Here is a 17,147-nt window from a genome sequence, read left to right as displayed (position 1 = left end):
TTCTGTGCTGGGTCCCGGGTCGCATTCCGCTTCGCTTCATGCGCCCGGGAAAGGTGGTGAGTATACTTCGGAGCAATGCGCTCCGAATCGCACTGCTATATCCTGGCAAGCCAGCGTAACGGGACGCTTTATACAGGCTCCACGACCGACCTTGCGCGGCGTGTCTGGGAGCACAAGAACGGTATCGTGCCGGGCTTCACGCGCGAATATGGCGTGGCGTGGCTCGTCTGGTACGAAGGTTATTCTCACATCGCACTCGCCCGGCAGCGCGAGTACAGCATCAAGCGTTGGCGGCGGGCTTGGAAACTCGAACTGATCGAGACGTTCAATCCCGATTGGCGGGATCTCTACAATAACCTCAACGGCTGACGCAAAACCTCCGCCCCCTTTCCCGGACGCCTGCAGCGCAGCGGAAGGCGATCCGGGACCCAGCGTATCGACAGTCGCGAAGCGACACCAAATTTCTCCTATCCGACGGCCGTCCAACGCCCCTCGGACTCCTCGAAAAACCCCGGCCCCAGATCCGCATATCGCAGGAAGATCTGCAGGGCCGGCTGCATCTCGTGGTGCTGCGGAGGGATCTCGAGATCCGCCCCGTAGGGCTGCGCCACATCGATCCCCGGCACGTCGCGGGCCGTGTCCCACAGGACCGCGAGCCGCTGCGCCAGCACGATGTGCTCGGCCGTGATGTCGAAGGTGACGTGCTCGGGCGTCTCGCCGGTGGCCTCGTCGCGGAAGACGTCGCCGACATCGCTGGAATCGAGCTTGGCCAGAGTGTTGTGGTACTGGTAGCGGCCTGGCTTGAGCACGGCGTTCTGCAGGAACACGGCGAGCGCATCGCCCAATGCGCGATGCTCCTCGTCGGCGCCGTCGTCGTCGCCGGTGACGTTGAAGATGTCGCCGTCGCGGTCGGTGCTGCCGTAGGGCGCGTCGGGGTGGACGATCGGTGCGCCGGATCCGGCGCCGTTCCAGGCGACGACCATCCGGCGGATCAGGGCGATCCGCTCCAGGGTGAGCTCAAAGGGTGTGTCGTCGGCCATCCGGTTCCGCTCGGGTTTTTGGGTGTTCCGGAGCCACTACAGGATGACGGCGGCCGCCGCTATCGCGGGCCGAGGCAGCCGATGTAGTCGTCCATGGCGCCGTAGGCGGCCTGGATGCGGGAGGCCTTGGCACGGGTCTCGGGCGACGGCTTGCGCGGGTTGCGCGCGATCGGGTTCGGCAGGGTTGCGGCCAGCAGGATCGCCTCGGAGGGCTTCAGGTCGCGGGCGCTCTTGTTGAACCAGTGCCGGGCCGCGGCCTCGGCGCCGAAGACGCCCTCGCCCCATTCGGCGACGTTGAGATAGATCTCCATGGTCCGGCGTTTGCCCCAGAGCAGGTCGGCCAGCATGGCGATCGGGATCTCGATGGCCTTGCGGATGTAGGAGCGGCCGCGCCAGAGGAAGACGTTCTTGACCGTCTGCATGGTGATGGTGGAGGCGCCGCGGCTCGGGCCGCCCTCGTCGTCCACGACGTCGGTCAGCGCCGTCCAGTCGATGCCGTGGTGCATGCAGAACTTCTGGTCCTCGGCGGTGAAGACGGCGCGCACCAGTGCCGGCGCGATCCGGTCGAACGGCACAGCCTCCCGTGATACCGGCTGGCCCGTCAACCATCGCCCCAGCATCGGGGTTGAGACGGGCATCACCACGCGATAGACGAGCGTCAGCACAAGCGTGAGGGCGACGAGGGCGAGGGCGAGGCGCATGGCCAGCGAGGCGATGCGCCGGGCTCCCGCCATTCGCCGCGCAGGCTGGATCCGCCGCAGGCTGCGCTCCTGCGGATCCGGCCGGCGGGTCTCCTCGCGTTCCACCCTAAGCACGCCGCACGCGCCCACCCCCAAGTCAGGCCCTTTCGATGACCTCAACGCAGGGTTCCGACGCCCCGGTCAAGGCGAACGCGTCGGCCGAGCCGTTTTCCCACAGGCTCGCCACCGTGGCCGACGACGTCGAGCGCTTCCTGGTAGCGCTCCTCGACGAGACTTTGCGCGCCGGCGAGATCGCCCGGCCGCCGCGCCTGATGGAGGCGATGCGCCATGCCGTGCTCGGCGGCGGCAAGCGCCTGCGCCCGTTCCTGGCCATCGAGACCGCGCGCATGCTCGGCGGGTCCGAGGAGGGCGCGATGGCGGCCGGCGCCGGCGTCGAGCTGGTGCACTGCTACTCGCTGGTCCACGACGATCTGCCGGCCATGGACGACGACGACCTGCGCCGCGGCAAGCCCACCGTCCACAAGGCCTATGACGAGGCCACCGCGATCCTCGTCGGCGATGCCCTGCAGACGCTGGCCTTCGAGATCACCGCCGACGCGCAGTGGCAGCCCGATCCCGCGATCCGCGCCGACCTCGTGCTCGGCCTCGCCAAATCCTCGGGGCTCGGCGGCATGGTCGGCGGACAGCTCCTCGACCTCTCGGCCGAGGGCCGTTTCGGCAAGGTCGTCCTCGACATCGACGATACGCTGCGCATGCAGGCGATGAAGACCGGTGCGATCCTCGCCTTCTCGGTCGAGGCCGGCGCCATCGTTGGCCACGCCGACCGCGGGCAGCGCGCCGCGCTCCTGCGCTACGGCCAGGCGTTGGGCCAGGCCTTCCAGGTCGCCGACGACATCCTCGACCGCGAGGCGTCTCCGGAAGCGATGGGCAAGGCCACCGGCAAGGACAAGGACGCCGGCAAGGCGACCCTGGTCGATCGCCTGGGCCTCGACGGCGCCCGCGCCGAATGCGACCGCCTCGTCGGCATCTGCGAGGAGGCGGTGGCCCCCTGGGGCGAGCGCGCGGCCATCCTGCGCGAGGCGGCGCGGTTCACGGTGGCGCGCAAGGCATAGTCCGCCGCCGGCTCTCGCCGAACTGCCTCCGAATGCGGGACCGGTCTGGTTCCCAGTCGTTCGCCCGTGACCGGTGCGCCGAAGGCCAATTAAACCTTTACGCTTTGCACCTCACTGTCTGATATCCCTCGATCCGCGCGGGCGTTCGGTTCGGCGGGGTGGGGACGAGTGTCGTTCGTGTGATGTGCCTCGACAGCCCTGATCCGATCGCATTGTTGCTGGAGCGCGTTCGCCGCAGCTTCTGCGTCCGTGCGGCGATGATCCGCCTGACGGACGAAGAGGGCCGTCCGGCCGAATTCCATTCCGGCGCGCCGATCCCCTGGTCCGCCAATCCCGCCGCCTGCCGCCTCCAGGTGATGGCCGCTTCCGGCACGGTCGTCGTGCCGGACATCGATCTGGAGGCCGACTCGGTTCAAGCTGCATCCGGCCGGCCGCGCATCCGCTTCTATGCTGGCATCCCTCTGATGTCGGAGACGGGCCGGCCGTTCGGCGTGCTCAGTCTGGTCCATTCGCAGCCGCGCTGGCTCTCGGCGGTGCATGTTCGGGCCTTCGAGGATCTGGCGGCCGAACTCGCGCCGGTGGCCGCGCGCCGATGCGACGACATCACCATCGAGCGTCTCCGGGATCGCCTCGAGAAGCAGGCCCTCACCATCCGCGCGCAGGCCGAGGAGATGGCCCAGGGCCGCGGCACCTTCGAGCGGGCGGCGGCCGGGGCGCGCGTCGGCATCTGGGAATGCGCGTTGCACGACGACGGCCTGACTTGGACCGATCAGGTCTTCGACCTGTTCGAGATCCCGCGGGGTGCGCGCCTCGCGCGCCACACGACGCTGGATTGCTACACGCAGGCGTCGCGCGAGGTGCTCGAGCGGACCCGCAGCGCGGCCATCGCCGGCCGTCGCGGCTTCCGGCTCGATACCGAGATCGTCACGCTGAAGGGGCGCCGCCGCTGGATCCGGCTCACCGCCGCGACCGATTGCCGGGACGGGGTCCCCGTGCGCCTGTTCGGCATGAAGCAGGACATCACCGAGCAGACGCTGCTGCTCGAACGGACCCGCTATCTCGCCGAGTTCGACGTGATGACGGGGCTCGCCAACCGCGCCAGCTTCGAGGCTCGGCTGGCGGATCTCGGCGCGGATCGCCGCGACCGCGCACCCGTCGCCGCGCTGTTGCTGGTCGATCTCGATGGCTTCAAGCGGATCAACGACGGCTTCGGCCACGCCCTGGGCGATGCCTGCCTGCAGGAGGCCGCCCGCCGGCTCGGCACGGTCTGCACGGGGGCGGATCTCGTCGCGCGGATCGGCGGCGACGAGTTCGCCGTGCTGCTTGGCCGCGGTGCCGGGGACAGCGCGACGGAGGTGCTCGCCGACGCGATCGTCGCCGCCCTGAGCCAGCCCATGCAATGCGGTGCGCACGCCTTCCGCATCGGCGCCTCCGTCGGCATCGCCCCCGTCGTCGGGCCGTGCACGCCCTCCGACCTGTTCACGCAGGCCGACACCGCCCTCTACGCCGCCAAGGCCGCCGGGCGCGGCACCTTCCGGATATTCGATGCCGGCATGACGAACGGCGAGCGAGGAGGCATGCCGCAACCGCCCATGCCCGACGGCGAGCGCCGCGCGCTCCGGCAGGCGCACTGAGCCGAACCGGCGTCTCCGGACTTGCCAGCACCGGGACCGGCTCATTACAGCCCCCTGACAATCGCCCGGCCGACCAAGCCCGGGCATCTCGATCGTGCCGCTGCCTTACGGGAGCGGTGGCATGATCGAGTTCCTCGTTCGCGCGTGATGTCGTCGGAAAACCGGATCGACTGTTCCGCATCATGCTTCAAAGGCCAGGGCGACCATGACGACCTACAAGCTCCTTCTCCTCCCCGGCGACGGCATCGGCCCCGAGGTGATGGCCGAGGTCGAAAAAGTGGTCGGCTGGCTGGGTCGAGCCGGCCTCGCGACGTTCGAGACCGAGACCGACCTCGTCGGCGGCTCGGCCATCGACGCGCACGGCACGCCGCTCTCCGACGCGACGCTCGCCAAGGCCGATGCGGCCGATGCCATCCTGCTCGGCGCCGTCGGCGGCCCGAAATGGGCCGGCGTCGCCTACGAGATCCGCCCCGAGGCCGGCCTGCTGCGCCTGCGCAAGGATCTCGGCCTGTTCGCAAATCTGCGCCCGGCGATCTGCTACCCGGCGCTGGCCGAGGCCTCCGCGCTCAAGCCCGAGCTCGTCGAGGGCCTCGACATCATGATCGTGCGCGAGCTCACCGGCGGCGTCTATTTCGGTGAGCCGAAGGAGATCACGACGCTGGAGGACGGCTCCAAGCGCGCCGTCGACACCCAGGTCTACACCACCGCCGAGATCGAGCGGATCGCCCACGTCGCCTTCGATCTCGCCCGCAAGCGCTCCGGCCGCGTCGCCTCGGCCGAGAAGAACAACGTCATGAAGACCGGCGTCCTCTGGAAGGAGGTGGTCACGCGGGTCCACCAGGAGCACCATTCCGACATCGCGTTGGAGCACGTGCTCGCCGACAACTGCGCCATGCAGCTCGTCCGGCGTCCGAAGCAGTTCGACGTGCTCGTCATGGACAACCTGTTCGGCGACGTGCTTTCGGACATCGCGGCGATGCTCACCGGCTCCCTCGGGATGCTGCCTTCGGCGTCGCTGGGAGCGGTCGATGCCAAGGGCACCCGCAAGGCGCTCTACGAGCCCGTCCACGGCTCGGCTCCCGATATCGCCGGCAAGGGCTTCGCCAACCCGATCGCGATGATCGGCTCGCTGGCCATGTGCCTGCGCTACTCCTTCGGCCTCGGCGACGCCGCCGACCAAGTCGAGGCCGCGATCACCCGCGTGCTCGCCTCCGGCGCCCGCACCCGCGACATCGCCAAGGAGGGTGCCGCGGTGATCAGCACGTCCGAGATGGGCGATGCGATCCTGCGCGAGCTCGGCTCCGCCTGAGCGCAGTGGGTGAGCTCGAATCGGTCGGGCACCACCCCAAACGAAAACGGACCCCGAAAAGGGGCCCGTCTCGAAATCCGAAAAGTCGCTTGGTTCTAGTAGGGCGACCGGCCCGTGCGCGAGACGTAGGACGTCGGGTCGATCGCGTCGATCGCCGAGAAGTCGACGTTGCGGATCGCGCCGCCGCGGGCGCCGATGAACGGGCCGTTGGTGATGGCGTCGGGCATGTTGCTGCCGCCGTACATGTCGTTGCGGCCGTAGACCGGCGAATTCAGGTTGCTGGCCTGGATCAGGTAGGGGTTGGTCGCCGGGTTCGCGACGGAACCGTTATAGGCCTCGGTGACGTTGCCGGCGTCGAGCCAGCTGCGCGGCTTGATGCGGATCGGCAGCGGACGGCTGACGCGGACGTAACCCGGAGCGCCGTAAGGGCCCTGCGCCTCTGCAGCCGAGCCGAACCCGATCGCGGTGACGGAGAGGGCGCCCAGGAGGGCGAGCTTGATAAAGCGCATGGCGGGACCCTGATTTGCGTGGGCAGAAGCTAAGGTGGGCACGTTAACAATTAGCCCGTTGTGGAGTAGACGCCTGAGCTGAGCCGTTGTTCCGCCCTTATAGCCGCGCTTGCGTATTTCGCCGCAGTTCCGCCTCATTTTTTCTGGGCCGGCGCGAATTCCTCTCCCCTGTTGCAGTTTTGCGACCGGCGATGGACCCGGTCTCGTCGCTGCCGCGGGTGTTTCCGGCGACGCCCCCCTCAGGACCGCATCCGGCGCTTCGGCGCAGCTCGGCCTCCCCGAACGCGACCTCGATCGTCGGGGTCGCGGCGATGGCGAGCCGCACCGCGCCGATGGCGCAGGCTACCGCGCGAGGCTCGGGAGCCTGCCCGAGCACGCCGCAGAGCCATCCGTCGATCCGCATCGCCTTGGCGCCGATGCCGGCAAACCCCGTGCAGAGGCGGGAGCCCTGCCCGCTCAGCGTCGCCTCCACCGTCTCGAACGGACCGAACTTGGTTTCGACCGTGCCGCGTACGCCGGTGCGGAGCACCGACAGCCCCTGCATCTCCGCCGCACGACGGGCGAGCGTCACGAACAGGCTCGTCGCCGGTTCGGGGCTCTGCCCCGTCTCGGTCATTGTCAGCCGCAGAAACGGCGCCTCGATCGCATCGAAGCTGCCCTGCGTCAGGGCATCTTCGCGCAGGCCCGTGGCCGCGTTCCAGCGCGGAGGCTCGGCGCGGGCCGGCGGATCGCCGGAATCCATGGCCAGCAGCGGCCCGGCCGTACTCGCCGGGATCGCTGCGCGAACGGCAGGCGCCTGCACGAGGCGTTGCGGTTCTGTCCAGGCGCGCGGCGATGGCGCCGACCCGGTTCTGTCGCGGGCGAAAAGGCTGAGGCCGGCGATCACCGCCGCGGCAAGGGCAAGGCGGGCGGCGAGACGGGCGCGGCCGAACGGCCTCGGCGCACCGAGCGGCAGGACGCCGTCGTCCGGTTGGTCGAAATCCAGATCGTCGAAGGTCGGTTCGCGCCGCATCCTAACCGCCTCGTGCCGGGTCCGCTGCAGCCCGCGAGGCCGCGCCGTTCCCGTTGCTGTGGCGTGCGGACTCGCAGGATCGGGTTTCCGTCGATGCGGTCCGGACCGGGTTATCCCCCGCGGCCTGGACTCACGGTGAATCGAACCTTCACTGCGACCGGTCCGGCGCGCTTCTGCCGAGCGGTGACGGCGTCCGCTCTATCCCCTTGGTCGCGTGTGATATTTTGCTCCTGCCGGAGTCCCTTTTTCTACGGCATGCGCTAGGTTCATGATCGGTTCGAGCCGGATTCGGGGCTCCGGTCCGCCGCGGAACCGGGCGCCCCCTGCCCCGCTCACCGGAAGAGTCCCGAAGCGGACGGCCCAGGGAGACGCGTATCATGAGCGAGACGATCGAGATCCGGGCCGCCGACGGGACCAGCGCCCGCATCGCGCTGCAGGGTGCCGAGCCGGTGTCGTGGCAGGTCGCCGGCCGGGAATACCTCTGGAACGGCGACCCCGAGCACTGGAACCGGCACGCGCCCTGGCTCTTCCCGGTGGTCGGCGCCTCGGCCGGCGGCGTGGTTCGGGTCGACGGCCAGACCTATCCGATGGGCCAGCACGGCTTCGCCCGCGACCTGCCCTTCAGCGTGGTGACGCAGTCCGAGGATGCGGTGACGTTGCGGCTCGAGGACGGCGACGCCACCCGGACGCATTACCCCTTCGCCTTCCGCCTCGACATCGACGTGCGGGTCGATACGTGCCGCCTGCTCTTCGTCTGCAAGGTCGAGAACACCGGCGAGACCCCCCTGCCCTATGGGCTCGGCTTCCACCCCGCCTTTCCCTGGCCCTTCGCGGACGGCGAGCGCCGGGCCGGCGGCGGCTACCACGTCGTCTTCGACGCGACGGAATCGCCGGACGTGCCGGAGATCGCCGAGGGCGGCCTGATCGCCGCCGAAACGCGCGCCGTGCCGCTCATCGACACGACGCTGCCGCTCGATCCCGAGATGTTCAAGGAAGCGCTGGTCTTCCTCGATGCCAAGAGCCGCTCGATGCGTTTCGTCGGCCCCGGCGACAAGGCGATCGCTATGGCGGTCGAGGACTTTCCGCATTTCGCGATCTGGACGAAGCCGACCGCGCCGTTCCTGTCGCTGGAATGCTGGACTGGTCATGCCGACCGGGCCGGTTTCGAGGGCGAGCTGGCGGAGCGGGATTCGCAACGCATTCTGGCGCCGGGCGCGCAGGCGTTGCACGGGGTCGGGTTGAGCCTGCAGGGGTGACCAGGTGGGCTTCGGACCAGCCCTGAGATCCAAGCCGCGCCACCCTCTCCCCGCATGCGGGGAGAGGGCATTCGCGCCACCGAAGTGGATCAGTCGACCGGCGTCACCGCGATACGCAGCGTCTGGGCGGCGGCGTTGCTGACAATGACCACCAACGGCTTCGTCCCGACCGCAAATCGCACGCTCTTGCGCAGGCTCACGCATCCCCTGCGGCCGCTATGAGCGCCGGGCTTGAGGGGCGCGCCGCCCTCCTCCGCCACGTCGATCCAGCCCTCGCCCGAGAGCGTCACCTGGACCTGACCCGGCGCAGGGGGCGCGGCGACGAGAACATATCCTGAAAAGCTGCCGGGCTTCGGCGCACGGCTCGGTACCTGGGGCAGGTCGGCCTCGGCCGAGGGCTTCAGGGTGAGAGTAGCCGCGGGCCGCTCCACGGGGAGGTTCGCGCCGGAGACCAGCACCGGCAGGTCGGGCGCTGAAAACCAAGCTTGCTCGCGCGCCAGCGGCCAATCGAAGCTCGCGCAGACATCCGCCTCGGGCTTGGCCGCGTCCTGCGCCTGGGCGGTGCTGCCGGCGAGCGCCAGAACGGCGAGAAGAACCGAGGCGGAGATGCGCATGGTGCTCAGTCCACCGCGATCATGACGTCGGAGCTCTTGATCACCGCGTAGGCCTCGCCGCCGACGGCGAGACCCAGGCTGTCCACGGCCTCGTTGGTGATCGCCGAGGTGACGACCTGGCCGGAGGCGACCTCGATCTTCACGTGGGCGGTGGTGGCGCCCTTCTCGACGGAGACGATCTTGCCCTTGAGTACGTTGCGCGCACTGATCTTCATGACGGGTCCTCGGCGACTCGGCCCTGAAACTGGGCCGTTGCGACGCTCTTCTGGGCCGTCGCGAGGACCTGATCAACCCGCCATGGGCATCGTTGCCAGAGTACCGTCAGCGGGCAGGACAACCAGTCAAGACGACACGTTCCTGCGTCGCGGAGCTACCAAGCGCCGCCGATCATCGCCACGACGAAGGCATGGGCAGCCGGCCAATCGGTCGTGTAGACCCTCCCGGCCACGAAGAGCAGCGCCAGGGTCCAGAACACGGCCAAGGCAGCCCGGTTGGCGCGTCGATCGAGGACGGACGTGATGGCGGGACGGTCCGTCGCGAGCGGCTCGCCGAACGGGTCGTAGCCCTGGTGCCCGGTCTTTGCATCATCGCTCATCCTAGCAGATATCGCCCGTGTCCTTGAGCCGGGCAATGGATGGATCTTTCGAAGGCCCGCCGCTCAAAAGACCTTCGTTCTCTCCGATTGGCCGTAGTTGGAAGTTTCTTCTCGATGGCGTGCGAAGGATCGGTGTGAACTCTCGACATCCCCGGAACCCGGCCCTCCGGCCCGCTCGAGGCGCGCGCGCCCTGTGGCCCGGGCTCGCCCTGTGCCTTGCCATCACCGCCCTGGCCGCGGGCGTGCAGGCCGTCGAGGAGGAAGCCTTCGGCCATCCCTATGTCGAGGCGCTGGTGGTCGCGATCCTCGGGGGCATGGCCCTGCGTACGGCATGGCAGCCGAGCGAGCGGTTCGCTGCCGGCATCGCCTTCGGCGCCAAGCAGCTGCTGGAAGTCGCCGTGACCCTGCTCGGCGCGTCCGTCAGCCTCGGTGCGCTCGTCGCCTCCGGTCCTGCCCTGCTCACGGGCATCGTCGGCACCGTGCTGCTCTCGATCCTGGCGAGCCTCCTGCTCGGACGCCTGCTCGGCCTGCCCGCACGCATGTCGATCCTGATCGCCTGCGGCAACGCGATCTGCGGCAATTCTGCGATCGCGGCCGTCGCCCCGGTGATCGGCGCCGACGGCCGCGACGTCGCCGCCTCGATCGCCTTCACCGCCGTGGTCGGCGTGCTCGTCGTGCTGGGCCTGCCGCTGTTCGTGCCCCTGGCCGGCCTGTCGGAGCACCAATACGGCGTGCTGGCGGGGCTCTGCGTCTACGCGGTGCCGCAAGTGCTCGCCGCGACCGTGCCGATCGGCCTCGCCGCGACGCAGATCGGCACGCTGGTGAAGCTCGTACGGGTGCTGATGCTCGGGCCCGTGGTGGTGGCGCTCTCGTTCGTCGCGCCGCGGCTGTCGCCGGAGGGTGGGGCGACGGATCAGCGCTCGGCGCGTCCCGGCCTCGGCAAGCTCGTCCCCTGGTTCATCCTCGGCTTCCTGGCGCTCGCGAGCCTGCGCTCCCTCGGGCTCGTCCCCGATGCAGCCCTTCCGCCGCTGGCGCGGATCGCGACAATGCTCACCATCGTCTCGATGGCGGCGCTCGGTCTCGGCGTCGACGTGCGCGGGCTGGCCCAGGTCGGCGGCCGGGTGACGCTCGTCGTGACGGGATCCCTCGCGGTCCTGATCGCGGTAAGCCTTGTGCTGATCCGCGTGCTGCACCTGAGCTAGCCCTCGTCGCTCTCCTCCACGTCCTCGGACACCTGCCGGCGGCAGCCCCATTCCCCCAACGTGGCGTTGAGATCGTCGAGGACGAAATGCCGGGCGCTGTCCCGGTCGTAGCCCTCGGCGAGAAGGTCGTCGTAATCCGTGAAGACGTGACGGGCATAGGCGACGAGGGCGAGCCATGCGGCCGTCTCGGGCGCGGCCCCGCGCAGGCCCGAACTCGACAGGGCGCGATCCAGGGTGGCGTCGGCCTCGAAAGCCGGCAGGCGCGGCGCAATCCGCTCCAGGGCGTCGGCGACGGCCTCGCGCCGGTTGCCTGGCACGCTGGCCGTGTTCTGCGCGCGACTCATCGCAGCATTCGTCCTCTTCGGCGCCGTCGATACGGCCCGCCCAGCTTGCGACCGAAGGGCGCCAATGTCACTCTCGACGCGACCTGACGCCGATGCCGCCGACCCTGCGGCTGCCGCGCGTCGCCTCTCGGAAACGATGTCATGCGCCGCCGCCTCGGAGCATCCCCGCTGATCCTCGCCGCCGCCGTCTTCGCGCTGCCGGCACTGGCGCAGACGACGAGCCCCGTCGTGCCGCCGTCGCCGAGCCCCGGCCGCAACGTCGCGGCCACCGGCAGGGTCATGCCGCCGGCCAACCCCGGCGCGATAAAGCCCTCCGTCGCCGACGAGATGGCGAAGGCGCAGAAGGCGGCCGACACACGCAACAAGGCCTGGGATTCGAAGATGCGCAAGACCATGGGTTCGATCTGCTCGGGTTGCTGATCGTGCCTCGCGCGTGATCCGCTTCGAGGGCGTCTCGAAGCGCTTTGCCGACGCTGCGCGCCCCGCCGTCGATCATCTCGACCTGACCGTCCCCGAGGGCACCACCTGCGTGCTGCTCGGCCCCTCGGGCTGCGGCAAGTCGACGACGCTGCGCATGGTCAACCGGCTGATCGAGCCCGATACCGGACGGGTGCTCGTCGACGGCCGCGACGTAGCGGGCGTCGATCCGGTGAAGCTGCGCCGCGGCATCGGCTACGTGCTGCAGGGGATCGGCCTGTTTCCGCACCGGAGCGTGGCGCAGAACGTGGCGACGGTGCCCGGACTGCTCGGCTGGCCGCGCCAGCGGATCGCCGAGCGGGTCGACGCCATGCTCGACCTCGTCGGCCTCGATCCGGCTCAGTACCGCGACAGGCGGCCGGATGCGCTGTCCGGCGGACAGCGCCAGCGCGTCGGCGTCGCCCGTGCGCTGGCGGCCGATCCGCCGGTGCTGCTGATGGACGAGCCGTTCGGGGCCGTCGATCCGGTGGCGCGCGGCCGGCTTCAGAGCGAGATCGGCGCGATCCTGGCGCGCCTCGGCAAGACGGTGATGATCGTGACGCACGATCTCTCCGAAGGCCTGCTGATGGGCGACCGCATCGTCCTGATGCGCGACGGCGCCATCGTCCAGGCCGACACGCCGGAGCGCTTCCTGGCCAAGCCCGCCGACGCCTTCGTGGCGGACTTCATCGGTAACGATCGCATCCTGCGCCGTCTCGCCCTCGTCGCCGTGAGCGCAGTCGCGTTGCCGGGGACGATCGACGGCGCGGCCCGGGTAAGTCCCGATCTCTCGTTGAGGGATGCCCTCGGGCTGATGCTGGCCTCGGGGGCGACGCGGCTCGCGCTCGACGGCGACGGCTCGCTGCGGTTCGTCACCCTCGACGCGATCCGGGCGGCGGCGCGGGAAGGCGCAGACGCCCCTGGCGCTCCGGTATCCGACGAACCCTGAGCAGTCGCTCAGCCGGCGATGCTGGGATCCTTCTTGCACGCGGCGCGGATGATGCCGGATAAGCCGGCTTCGGCAACGAGTTCGGCCGCTTCCGAGGGCGAGAACCAGTGGCCCTCGCGCTGGTGCTTCTCCGGCCAGGCCTTGAGCTGCTTGCGGACTTCCAGCGGAAAGACCTTGACCTGACAGAGCACCGAATCGCGGCTCTTGAGGCGCTTGTCGTAGAGGTAGAAGCCGAGCGGCCGCTTACCGATATGGCCGACGAGCCCGGCCTCCTCGTAGGCTTCGCGGGCGGCGGCCTCGTAGGGCTTGCGGCCCTTCATCGGCCAACCCTTGGGAATGACCCAGCGCCGGCTCTCGCGCGACGTGATCAGGAAGATCAGGAAGCTGCCCTCCGGCGTGCGCCGGAACGGCAGCGCACCCACCTGGCGCCTCGGTTCGAGGACCGTCTCCATCGGGCTCGACGTCATGCGGAAACGCCGCCGGACCGGGGTAGCGGTTCGGTATCCGTCAGGGCGGGTGGGGTCATCGCGAGCGTCACGGCGGGTTCACTATCCGATGCCGGAGCACGCGCTCAAGGCGAAAGTTATCTGGCAAAGCATTTGCGACCCCGACGGACCCGACGGATCGGCCATGATGGCCACCAACGCGACGCGCCGGTGACGGTTCGCCCTTCGGTCTGCATATTCGCGACGGATCGATCGCGACCGCGCAACACGCGCCGTTCAGGGAGCGGTGCTGAGATTCTCGATCAGCGCGTTGAGGTCGGCGCGCATCGCCTGGATCTCCGGCTCCGACATGTGGAGCTGGCACATCACCGATTGGCGGACCGACACGGCTTCGGCACGGAGGTCGCGGCCGTTCGGCGTCAGGGCGATCTCGACCTCGCGCTCGTCGGTGCGGCGGCGGTTGCGGCCGACGAGGCCCGCCGTCTCCAGGCGCTTCAGAACCGGCGTCAGGGTGCCCGAATCGAGCCGCAGCCTCCGCCCGATCTCGGATACGGTGACGCCATCCGTCTCCCACAGGACGAGCAGGACGAGATATTGCGGATAGGTCAGACCCATCCGCTCCAGCATCGGGCGATAGGACTTCGTCATGCGGTGCGCGGCCGCATAGAGGGCGTAGCAGAGCTGGTTGTCGAGCAAGAGGGGGTCTCGAAGGGCCCCGGCCTGCTCGGTCGGCGCGTTCACCATACTCACCATGCCGTTGGACCCCCTACCGTCGGTCGACCGTGCAACCGAGGCGAGCGCCGAGCTTTCACGAACCGTGCCGCATCGCAGCCGTAGTACGATAGCGGAAGTGAGACCGGGAGATCCATGCACAAATCTCTCGGGAAAATTTTCATATTCACGAAGGGGTGATCTGTCGATGCGTCGCACTGTCCCGCTACTCCGGGAGAGCTGCGTCTCCGATCATTCGATGTGGCGGAAGCCATGCAGATCGGTAGCGCCGCCCGAAAGGATCGCCGTGGCGCATCGCTGCGATCCCGCCACCGTCCGACGACGTCATCGAATGTTCGATCCTGAGTCGTACCCGTCCCTGTCGTCGGACGAAGATCATCGTCCGGGCATTCTTATCCGCTTGCCGGCTTCAAGTGGCGACGATCTTGGCCGTGAGCTGCGGCTGGGGTGCCATGATCTTGTGGAGTTGAACCTTGGACGCTTCGCCGCCCGCCGGTGATCCTGCCGGCTGCCGCAGACTCGGCTTCGTTTCGTGGCCGTGGCATTCCTCGAGGACCGGCACGAGAGTTTCGGCGATCGCCGTTGCGACCCCGGTGGAGGCGGTACCCTCCGATTGCTGGCTGTGGATGCGCTGAAGCGTCTCTTCGATCTGCCTCTCGATCCGCTCGAACAGGGTCTGCGCCACCTCCGGATCGAGCGTGACGAGCACCGAAGCGATCGCACCGTAGGCTTCCTTCAGCATGAAGAAGCTCAAGCGCTCGACGGCACGCTCGTCGCTCTCAGTCAGATCAAGCACGCGTTTCACCTCACGACTGGATGAGGCAGTTTCATGCCATCTGCGATTGCGACGTCAAGCCCGGGATCGCAACAACGTCGAAATCAGAGGCCGTGCGACTTCGATGTCGTGTGGCTGCAAGTCCTCGATCGAAACTGTTTTCTTTCGATCCGCCAACTTTGATTGGTTGGGCAGCGCTTTTGTCCGCGCGTTCCTGGAGCTGTATTGCGATCAACGAATATTTTAACGAGAAGCTTGCGGATTAGCGCAAAGCTACGACGCAGCGCGTCCGCAATGGAGGCTGGACGCCCAGATGTTTGCGGAGCAAAATATTGAGCTCGCAAGCCGGCATTTTCGAAGGAGTTAAAGCAAGAAGGTCGCAAGCGCGGCCCCGTAAAGCAGGTCGCACGTTCCGGGTTAGTTCACCCGAAGCAACCGCTGAGTATTTTAATGATTGGTGGGCGCACTAGGGTTCGAACCTAGGACCCGCTGATTAAGAGTCAGCTGCTCTACCAACTGAGCTATGCGCCCGTCGCCTAGGCGGCGGCGCGGGGTCCACCAAGTCCCCCGCGAGTGAGGGGCTGATAGCAACGCCGCCGGGGGCTGTCCACCCCCGACGGCCTAGTTTTTGGGGCAATCGCCGGAAAGCGTTCGCCCCCCGTTTTCTCGGCCTCGTTTGCCGGCGCCCGCCTTCGCGGGCTCCGGCCTTCGCGCTGCGGAGCGCTCTTCGCGCCCCGGCGCCGTTGGAGCGGCTTCCCGTTATCGCTCGCGACGGTCCTTCACACCGTCGCGGCGTGCTGCGCATGCAGGCGCACGGATGTCGCCGAGAGCTTGTTCAGCGCCGAGAGATAGGCTTTCGCGGAGGCCACCAGCGTGTCTGGATCGGCCCCGCGGGCGGTCATGCTGCGCTCGGCGGCCTTGAGGCGCACCGAGACCTCCGCCTGGGCGTCGGTGCCCTCGGTGACTGCGTGGACCTGATAGAGCTCGAGCACGGCATCGTGCGGTACCATCGCCTTGATGCAGTTGAAGACCGCGTCGACGGGGCCGTTGCCGTCGGCCTCCTCGGTGAAGGTGCGGCCGTCCATCATGATCTTCATGGTGGCGCGCTGCGGCCCCCGCGTTCCGGCGATCACCGAGAGCGAGACGAGGCGGATGCGGTCGTGTGCGGTGGCGAGGTTTTCGTCGACCAACGCCTCGATGTCCTCGTCGTAGACGTGCTTCTTGCGGTCGGCGAGCGCCTTGAAGCGCTCGAACACGTCCTGCAGCTGGTTGTCGGAGAGCGACAAGCCCAACTCCGTGAGCTTGGAGCGGAAGGCGGCCCGGCCGGAATGCTTGCCCATCACCAGCGAGGTCTTGCTGAGGCCGACGGAGGCCGGCGTCATGATCTCGTAGGTCTCGGAATGCTTGAGCATGCCGTCCTGGTGGATGCCGCTCTCATGCGCGAAGGCGTTCCGGCCGACGATGGCCTTGTTGTACTGCACCGGAAAGTTCGTAGCGTGAGACACGAGCTTCGAGGCGCGGGTGAGCATCGTCGTGTCGATGCCGGTCTCGAACGGCATCACGTCGGAGCGCGTGCGGATCGCCATCACGACCTCTTCGAGGGCCGCGTTGCCCGCCCGCTCGCCGATGCCGTTGACGGTGCACTCGACCTGCCGTGCCCCGCCCTCGATTCCGGCCAGTGAGTTCGCGACCGCCAGACCGATGTCGTTGTGGCAATGCACCGAGAAGATCGCCTTGTCGGCATCCGGCACGCGCTCGCGCACCTGCCGGAACATGGCGCGATACTCCTCGGGCGTGGTGTAGCCGACGGTGTCGGGCAGGTTGATCGTGGTGGCGCCGGCACGGATCGCGGCTTCCACGCAGCGGCACAGGTAGTCGATGCCGGTGCGCGTCGCGTCCATCGCCGACCACTCGACGTCCTCGACGAGGTCGCGCGCCTGGGCGACCGTCTTGAGTATGATCTCGACCACCTCGTCCTCGGTCTTGCGCATCTGGTAGGCGAGATGGATCGGCGAGGTCGAGACGAAGGTGTGGATGCGGCCGCGCCGGGCGTGCTTCACGGCCTCGCCCGCGCGGGCGATGTCGGCGGGGATGGCGCGGGCGAGGCCGGCCACCGTCGCGCGCTTGGTGCGCCGGGCGATCTCGGTCACGGCCTCGAAATCGCCGTTCGAGGCGATCGGGAAGCCGGCCTCGATGATGTCGACGCCCATCGCGTCGAGCAGCTCCGCCACCGCGAGCTTCTCGTCGAGGGTCATGGTCGCGCCGGGGCATTGCTCGCCGTCGCGCAGCGTCGTGTCGAAGATGACGACGCGGTCCTTTTCGGAATGACTGGTCATGATCGTTGCTACCTTCTCAGGTGCTCAGTCCCCATCAGCGGGAGTGGCACCGAAACCCGGGATCGGTTGTCCGAAGCGCGTCCCCTGAAGGCCCAGGCGACCACGCCCGGACGGCCCTCAGGGGC

General features: G+C 68.5%; 20 protein-coding genes and 1 tRNA gene. 8 read left to right on the top strand and 13 right to left on the bottom strand.

The features are described from left to right. Window positions 1-75 precede the first annotated feature (75 nt). Entirely contained in the window at window positions 76-369 is a 294-nt protein-coding gene (locus tag MFF07_RS13990) for a GIY-YIG nuclease family protein (protein ID WP_147814625.1), read from the top strand. Between the two features lie 98 nt (window positions 370-467). On the opposite strand, the gene MFF07_RS13985 is transcribed toward MFF07_RS13990, so the two are convergent. Together MFF07_RS13985 and mtgA are read right to left on the bottom strand one after the other, a co-directional pair. Further along, complete coding sequence (locus MFF07_RS13985) at window positions 468-1,040, bottom strand: hypothetical protein (protein ID WP_147814627.1); 573 nt, start codon at window positions 1,038-1,040, stop codon at window positions 468-470. Window positions 1,041-1,099: 59 nt separating this feature from the next. After that, window positions 1,100-1,774: a monofunctional biosynthetic peptidoglycan transglycosylase gene (gene mtgA, locus MFF07_RS13980; protein ID WP_147814699.1), complete on the bottom strand. Its 675-nt coding sequence runs from the start codon at window positions 1,772-1,774 to the stop codon at window positions 1,100-1,102. Window positions 1,775-1,890: 116 nt separating this feature from the next. Between mtgA and MFF07_RS13975 the strand changes: the two genes are divergently transcribed. The 3 genes from MFF07_RS13975 to leuB all read left to right on the top strand — a co-directional run bounded on the left by MFF07_RS13975 (window position 1,891) and on the right by leuB (window position 5,796). Beyond that, window positions 1,891-2,853, top strand: a complete 963-nt coding sequence (locus MFF07_RS13975) for a polyprenyl synthetase family protein (protein WP_147814629.1) — start codon at window positions 1,891-1,893, stop codon at window positions 2,851-2,853. A 215-nt stretch (window positions 2,854-3,068) separates the two neighbouring features. Next, window positions 3,069-4,487, top strand: coding sequence for a diguanylate cyclase domain-containing protein (locus MFF07_RS13970; protein WP_238232227.1), 1,419 nt, complete (start codon window positions 3,069-3,071; stop codon window positions 4,485-4,487). Between the two features lie 205 nt (window positions 4,488-4,692). Beyond that, window positions 4,693-5,796, top strand: a complete 1,104-nt coding sequence (gene leuB, locus MFF07_RS13965) for a 3-isopropylmalate dehydrogenase (RefSeq protein ID WP_147814633.1) — start codon at window positions 4,693-4,695, stop codon at window positions 5,794-5,796. 95 nt (window positions 5,797-5,891) lie between these two features. On the opposite strand, the gene MFF07_RS13960 is transcribed toward leuB, so the two are convergent. After that, on the bottom strand, window positions 5,892-6,305 hold the full coding sequence (locus MFF07_RS13960) for a hypothetical protein (RefSeq protein WP_147814635.1): 414 nt from the start codon (window positions 6,303-6,305) through the stop codon (window positions 5,892-5,894). A 97-nt stretch (window positions 6,306-6,402) separates the two neighbouring features. Then, window positions 6,403-7,317, bottom strand: coding sequence for a hypothetical protein (locus MFF07_RS13955; RefSeq protein WP_238232224.1), 915 nt, complete (start codon window positions 7,315-7,317; stop codon window positions 6,403-6,405). A 377-nt stretch (window positions 7,318-7,694) separates the two neighbouring features. Between MFF07_RS13955 and MFF07_RS13950 the strand changes: the two genes are divergently transcribed. Further along, window positions 7,695-8,573, top strand: coding sequence for an aldose 1-epimerase family protein (locus tag MFF07_RS13950; protein ID WP_147814639.1), 879 nt, complete (start codon window positions 7,695-7,697; stop codon window positions 8,571-8,573). A gap of 89 nt (window positions 8,574-8,662) precedes the next feature. On the opposite strand, the gene MFF07_RS13945 is transcribed toward MFF07_RS13950, so the two are convergent. The 3 genes from MFF07_RS13945 to MFF07_RS13935 all read right to left on the bottom strand — a co-directional run bounded on the left by MFF07_RS13945 (window position 8,663) and on the right by MFF07_RS13935 (window position 9,782). Next, window positions 8,663-9,187 (bottom strand): hypothetical protein, encoded by a 525-nt coding sequence (locus MFF07_RS13945; RefSeq protein WP_147814642.1) that lies wholly within the window; start codon window positions 9,185-9,187, stop codon window positions 8,663-8,665. Between the two features lie 5 nt (window positions 9,188-9,192). Beyond that, window positions 9,193-9,402 (bottom strand): TOBE domain-containing protein, encoded by a 210-nt coding sequence (locus MFF07_RS13940; RefSeq protein WP_147814644.1) that lies wholly within the window; start codon window positions 9,400-9,402, stop codon window positions 9,193-9,195. 155 nt (window positions 9,403-9,557) lie between these two features. Continuing rightward, window positions 9,558-9,782: a hypothetical protein gene (locus tag MFF07_RS13935; protein ID WP_147814646.1), complete on the bottom strand. Its 225-nt coding sequence runs from the start codon at window positions 9,780-9,782 to the stop codon at window positions 9,558-9,560. Window positions 9,783-9,916: 134 nt separating this feature from the next. Here MFF07_RS13935 and MFF07_RS13930 point away from each other — a divergent pair, with 134 nt between their 5' ends. Next, window positions 9,917-10,984 (top strand): YeiH family protein, encoded by a 1,068-nt coding sequence (locus MFF07_RS13930; RefSeq protein ID WP_238232222.1) that lies wholly within the window; start codon window positions 9,917-9,919, stop codon window positions 10,982-10,984. On the opposite strand, the gene MFF07_RS13925 is transcribed toward MFF07_RS13930, so the two are convergent. Continuing rightward, window positions 10,981-11,328 (bottom strand): DUF2293 domain-containing protein, encoded by a 348-nt coding sequence (locus MFF07_RS13925; protein ID WP_147814650.1) that lies wholly within the window; start codon window positions 11,326-11,328, stop codon window positions 10,981-10,983. The genes MFF07_RS13930 and MFF07_RS13925 overlap by 4 nt on opposite strands. A gap of 141 nt (window positions 11,329-11,469) precedes the next feature. Between MFF07_RS13925 and MFF07_RS13920 the strand changes: the two genes are divergently transcribed. Further along, window positions 11,470-11,748: a hypothetical protein gene (locus MFF07_RS13920; RefSeq protein WP_147814653.1), complete on the top strand. Its 279-nt coding sequence runs from the start codon at window positions 11,470-11,472 to the stop codon at window positions 11,746-11,748. A 13-nt stretch (window positions 11,749-11,761) separates the two neighbouring features. Beyond that, window positions 11,762-12,733, top strand: a complete 972-nt coding sequence (locus MFF07_RS13915; protein ID WP_147814655.1) for an ABC transporter ATP-binding protein — start codon at window positions 11,762-11,764, stop codon at window positions 12,731-12,733. An 8-nt stretch (window positions 12,734-12,741) separates the two neighbouring features. Here MFF07_RS13915 and MFF07_RS13910 read toward each other — a convergent pair whose 3' ends face one another. The 5 genes from MFF07_RS13910 to MFF07_RS13890 form a co-directional block, all read right to left on the bottom strand. Next, window positions 12,742-13,200 carry an NUDIX hydrolase gene (locus tag MFF07_RS13910; protein WP_147814657.1) on the bottom strand — a complete coding sequence of 153 codons (459 nt, stop codon included), beginning with the start codon at window positions 13,198-13,200 and terminating at the stop codon, window positions 12,742-12,744. 255 nt (window positions 13,201-13,455) lie between these two features. Further along, entirely contained in the window at window positions 13,456-13,923 is a 468-nt protein-coding gene (locus tag MFF07_RS13905) for a MarR family winged helix-turn-helix transcriptional regulator (protein WP_147814701.1), read from the bottom strand. 397 nt (window positions 13,924-14,320) lie between these two features. Continuing rightward, window positions 14,321-14,707, bottom strand: a complete 387-nt coding sequence (locus tag MFF07_RS13900; RefSeq protein WP_147814659.1) for a hypothetical protein — start codon at window positions 14,705-14,707, stop codon at window positions 14,321-14,323. A 434-nt stretch (window positions 14,708-15,141) separates the two neighbouring features. After that, window positions 15,142-15,217 (bottom strand) — tRNA-Lys (locus MFF07_RS13895). A 248-nt stretch (window positions 15,218-15,465) separates the two neighbouring features. Beyond that, window positions 15,466-17,022, bottom strand: a complete 1,557-nt coding sequence (locus MFF07_RS13890; RefSeq protein WP_147814661.1) for a 2-isopropylmalate synthase — start codon at window positions 17,020-17,022, stop codon at window positions 15,466-15,468. Window positions 17,023-17,147 lie beyond the last annotated feature (125 nt).

Origin of the sequence: Methylobacterium thuringiense (genome assembly GCF_022179645.1) — a bacterium.
Classification (GTDB): Bacteria; Pseudomonadota; Alphaproteobacteria; order Rhizobiales; family Beijerinckiaceae; genus Methylobacterium; species Methylobacterium thuringiense.
Note: the sequence above shows the minus strand (reverse complement) of the source record. Positions and strands in the feature narration are given on the sequence as shown.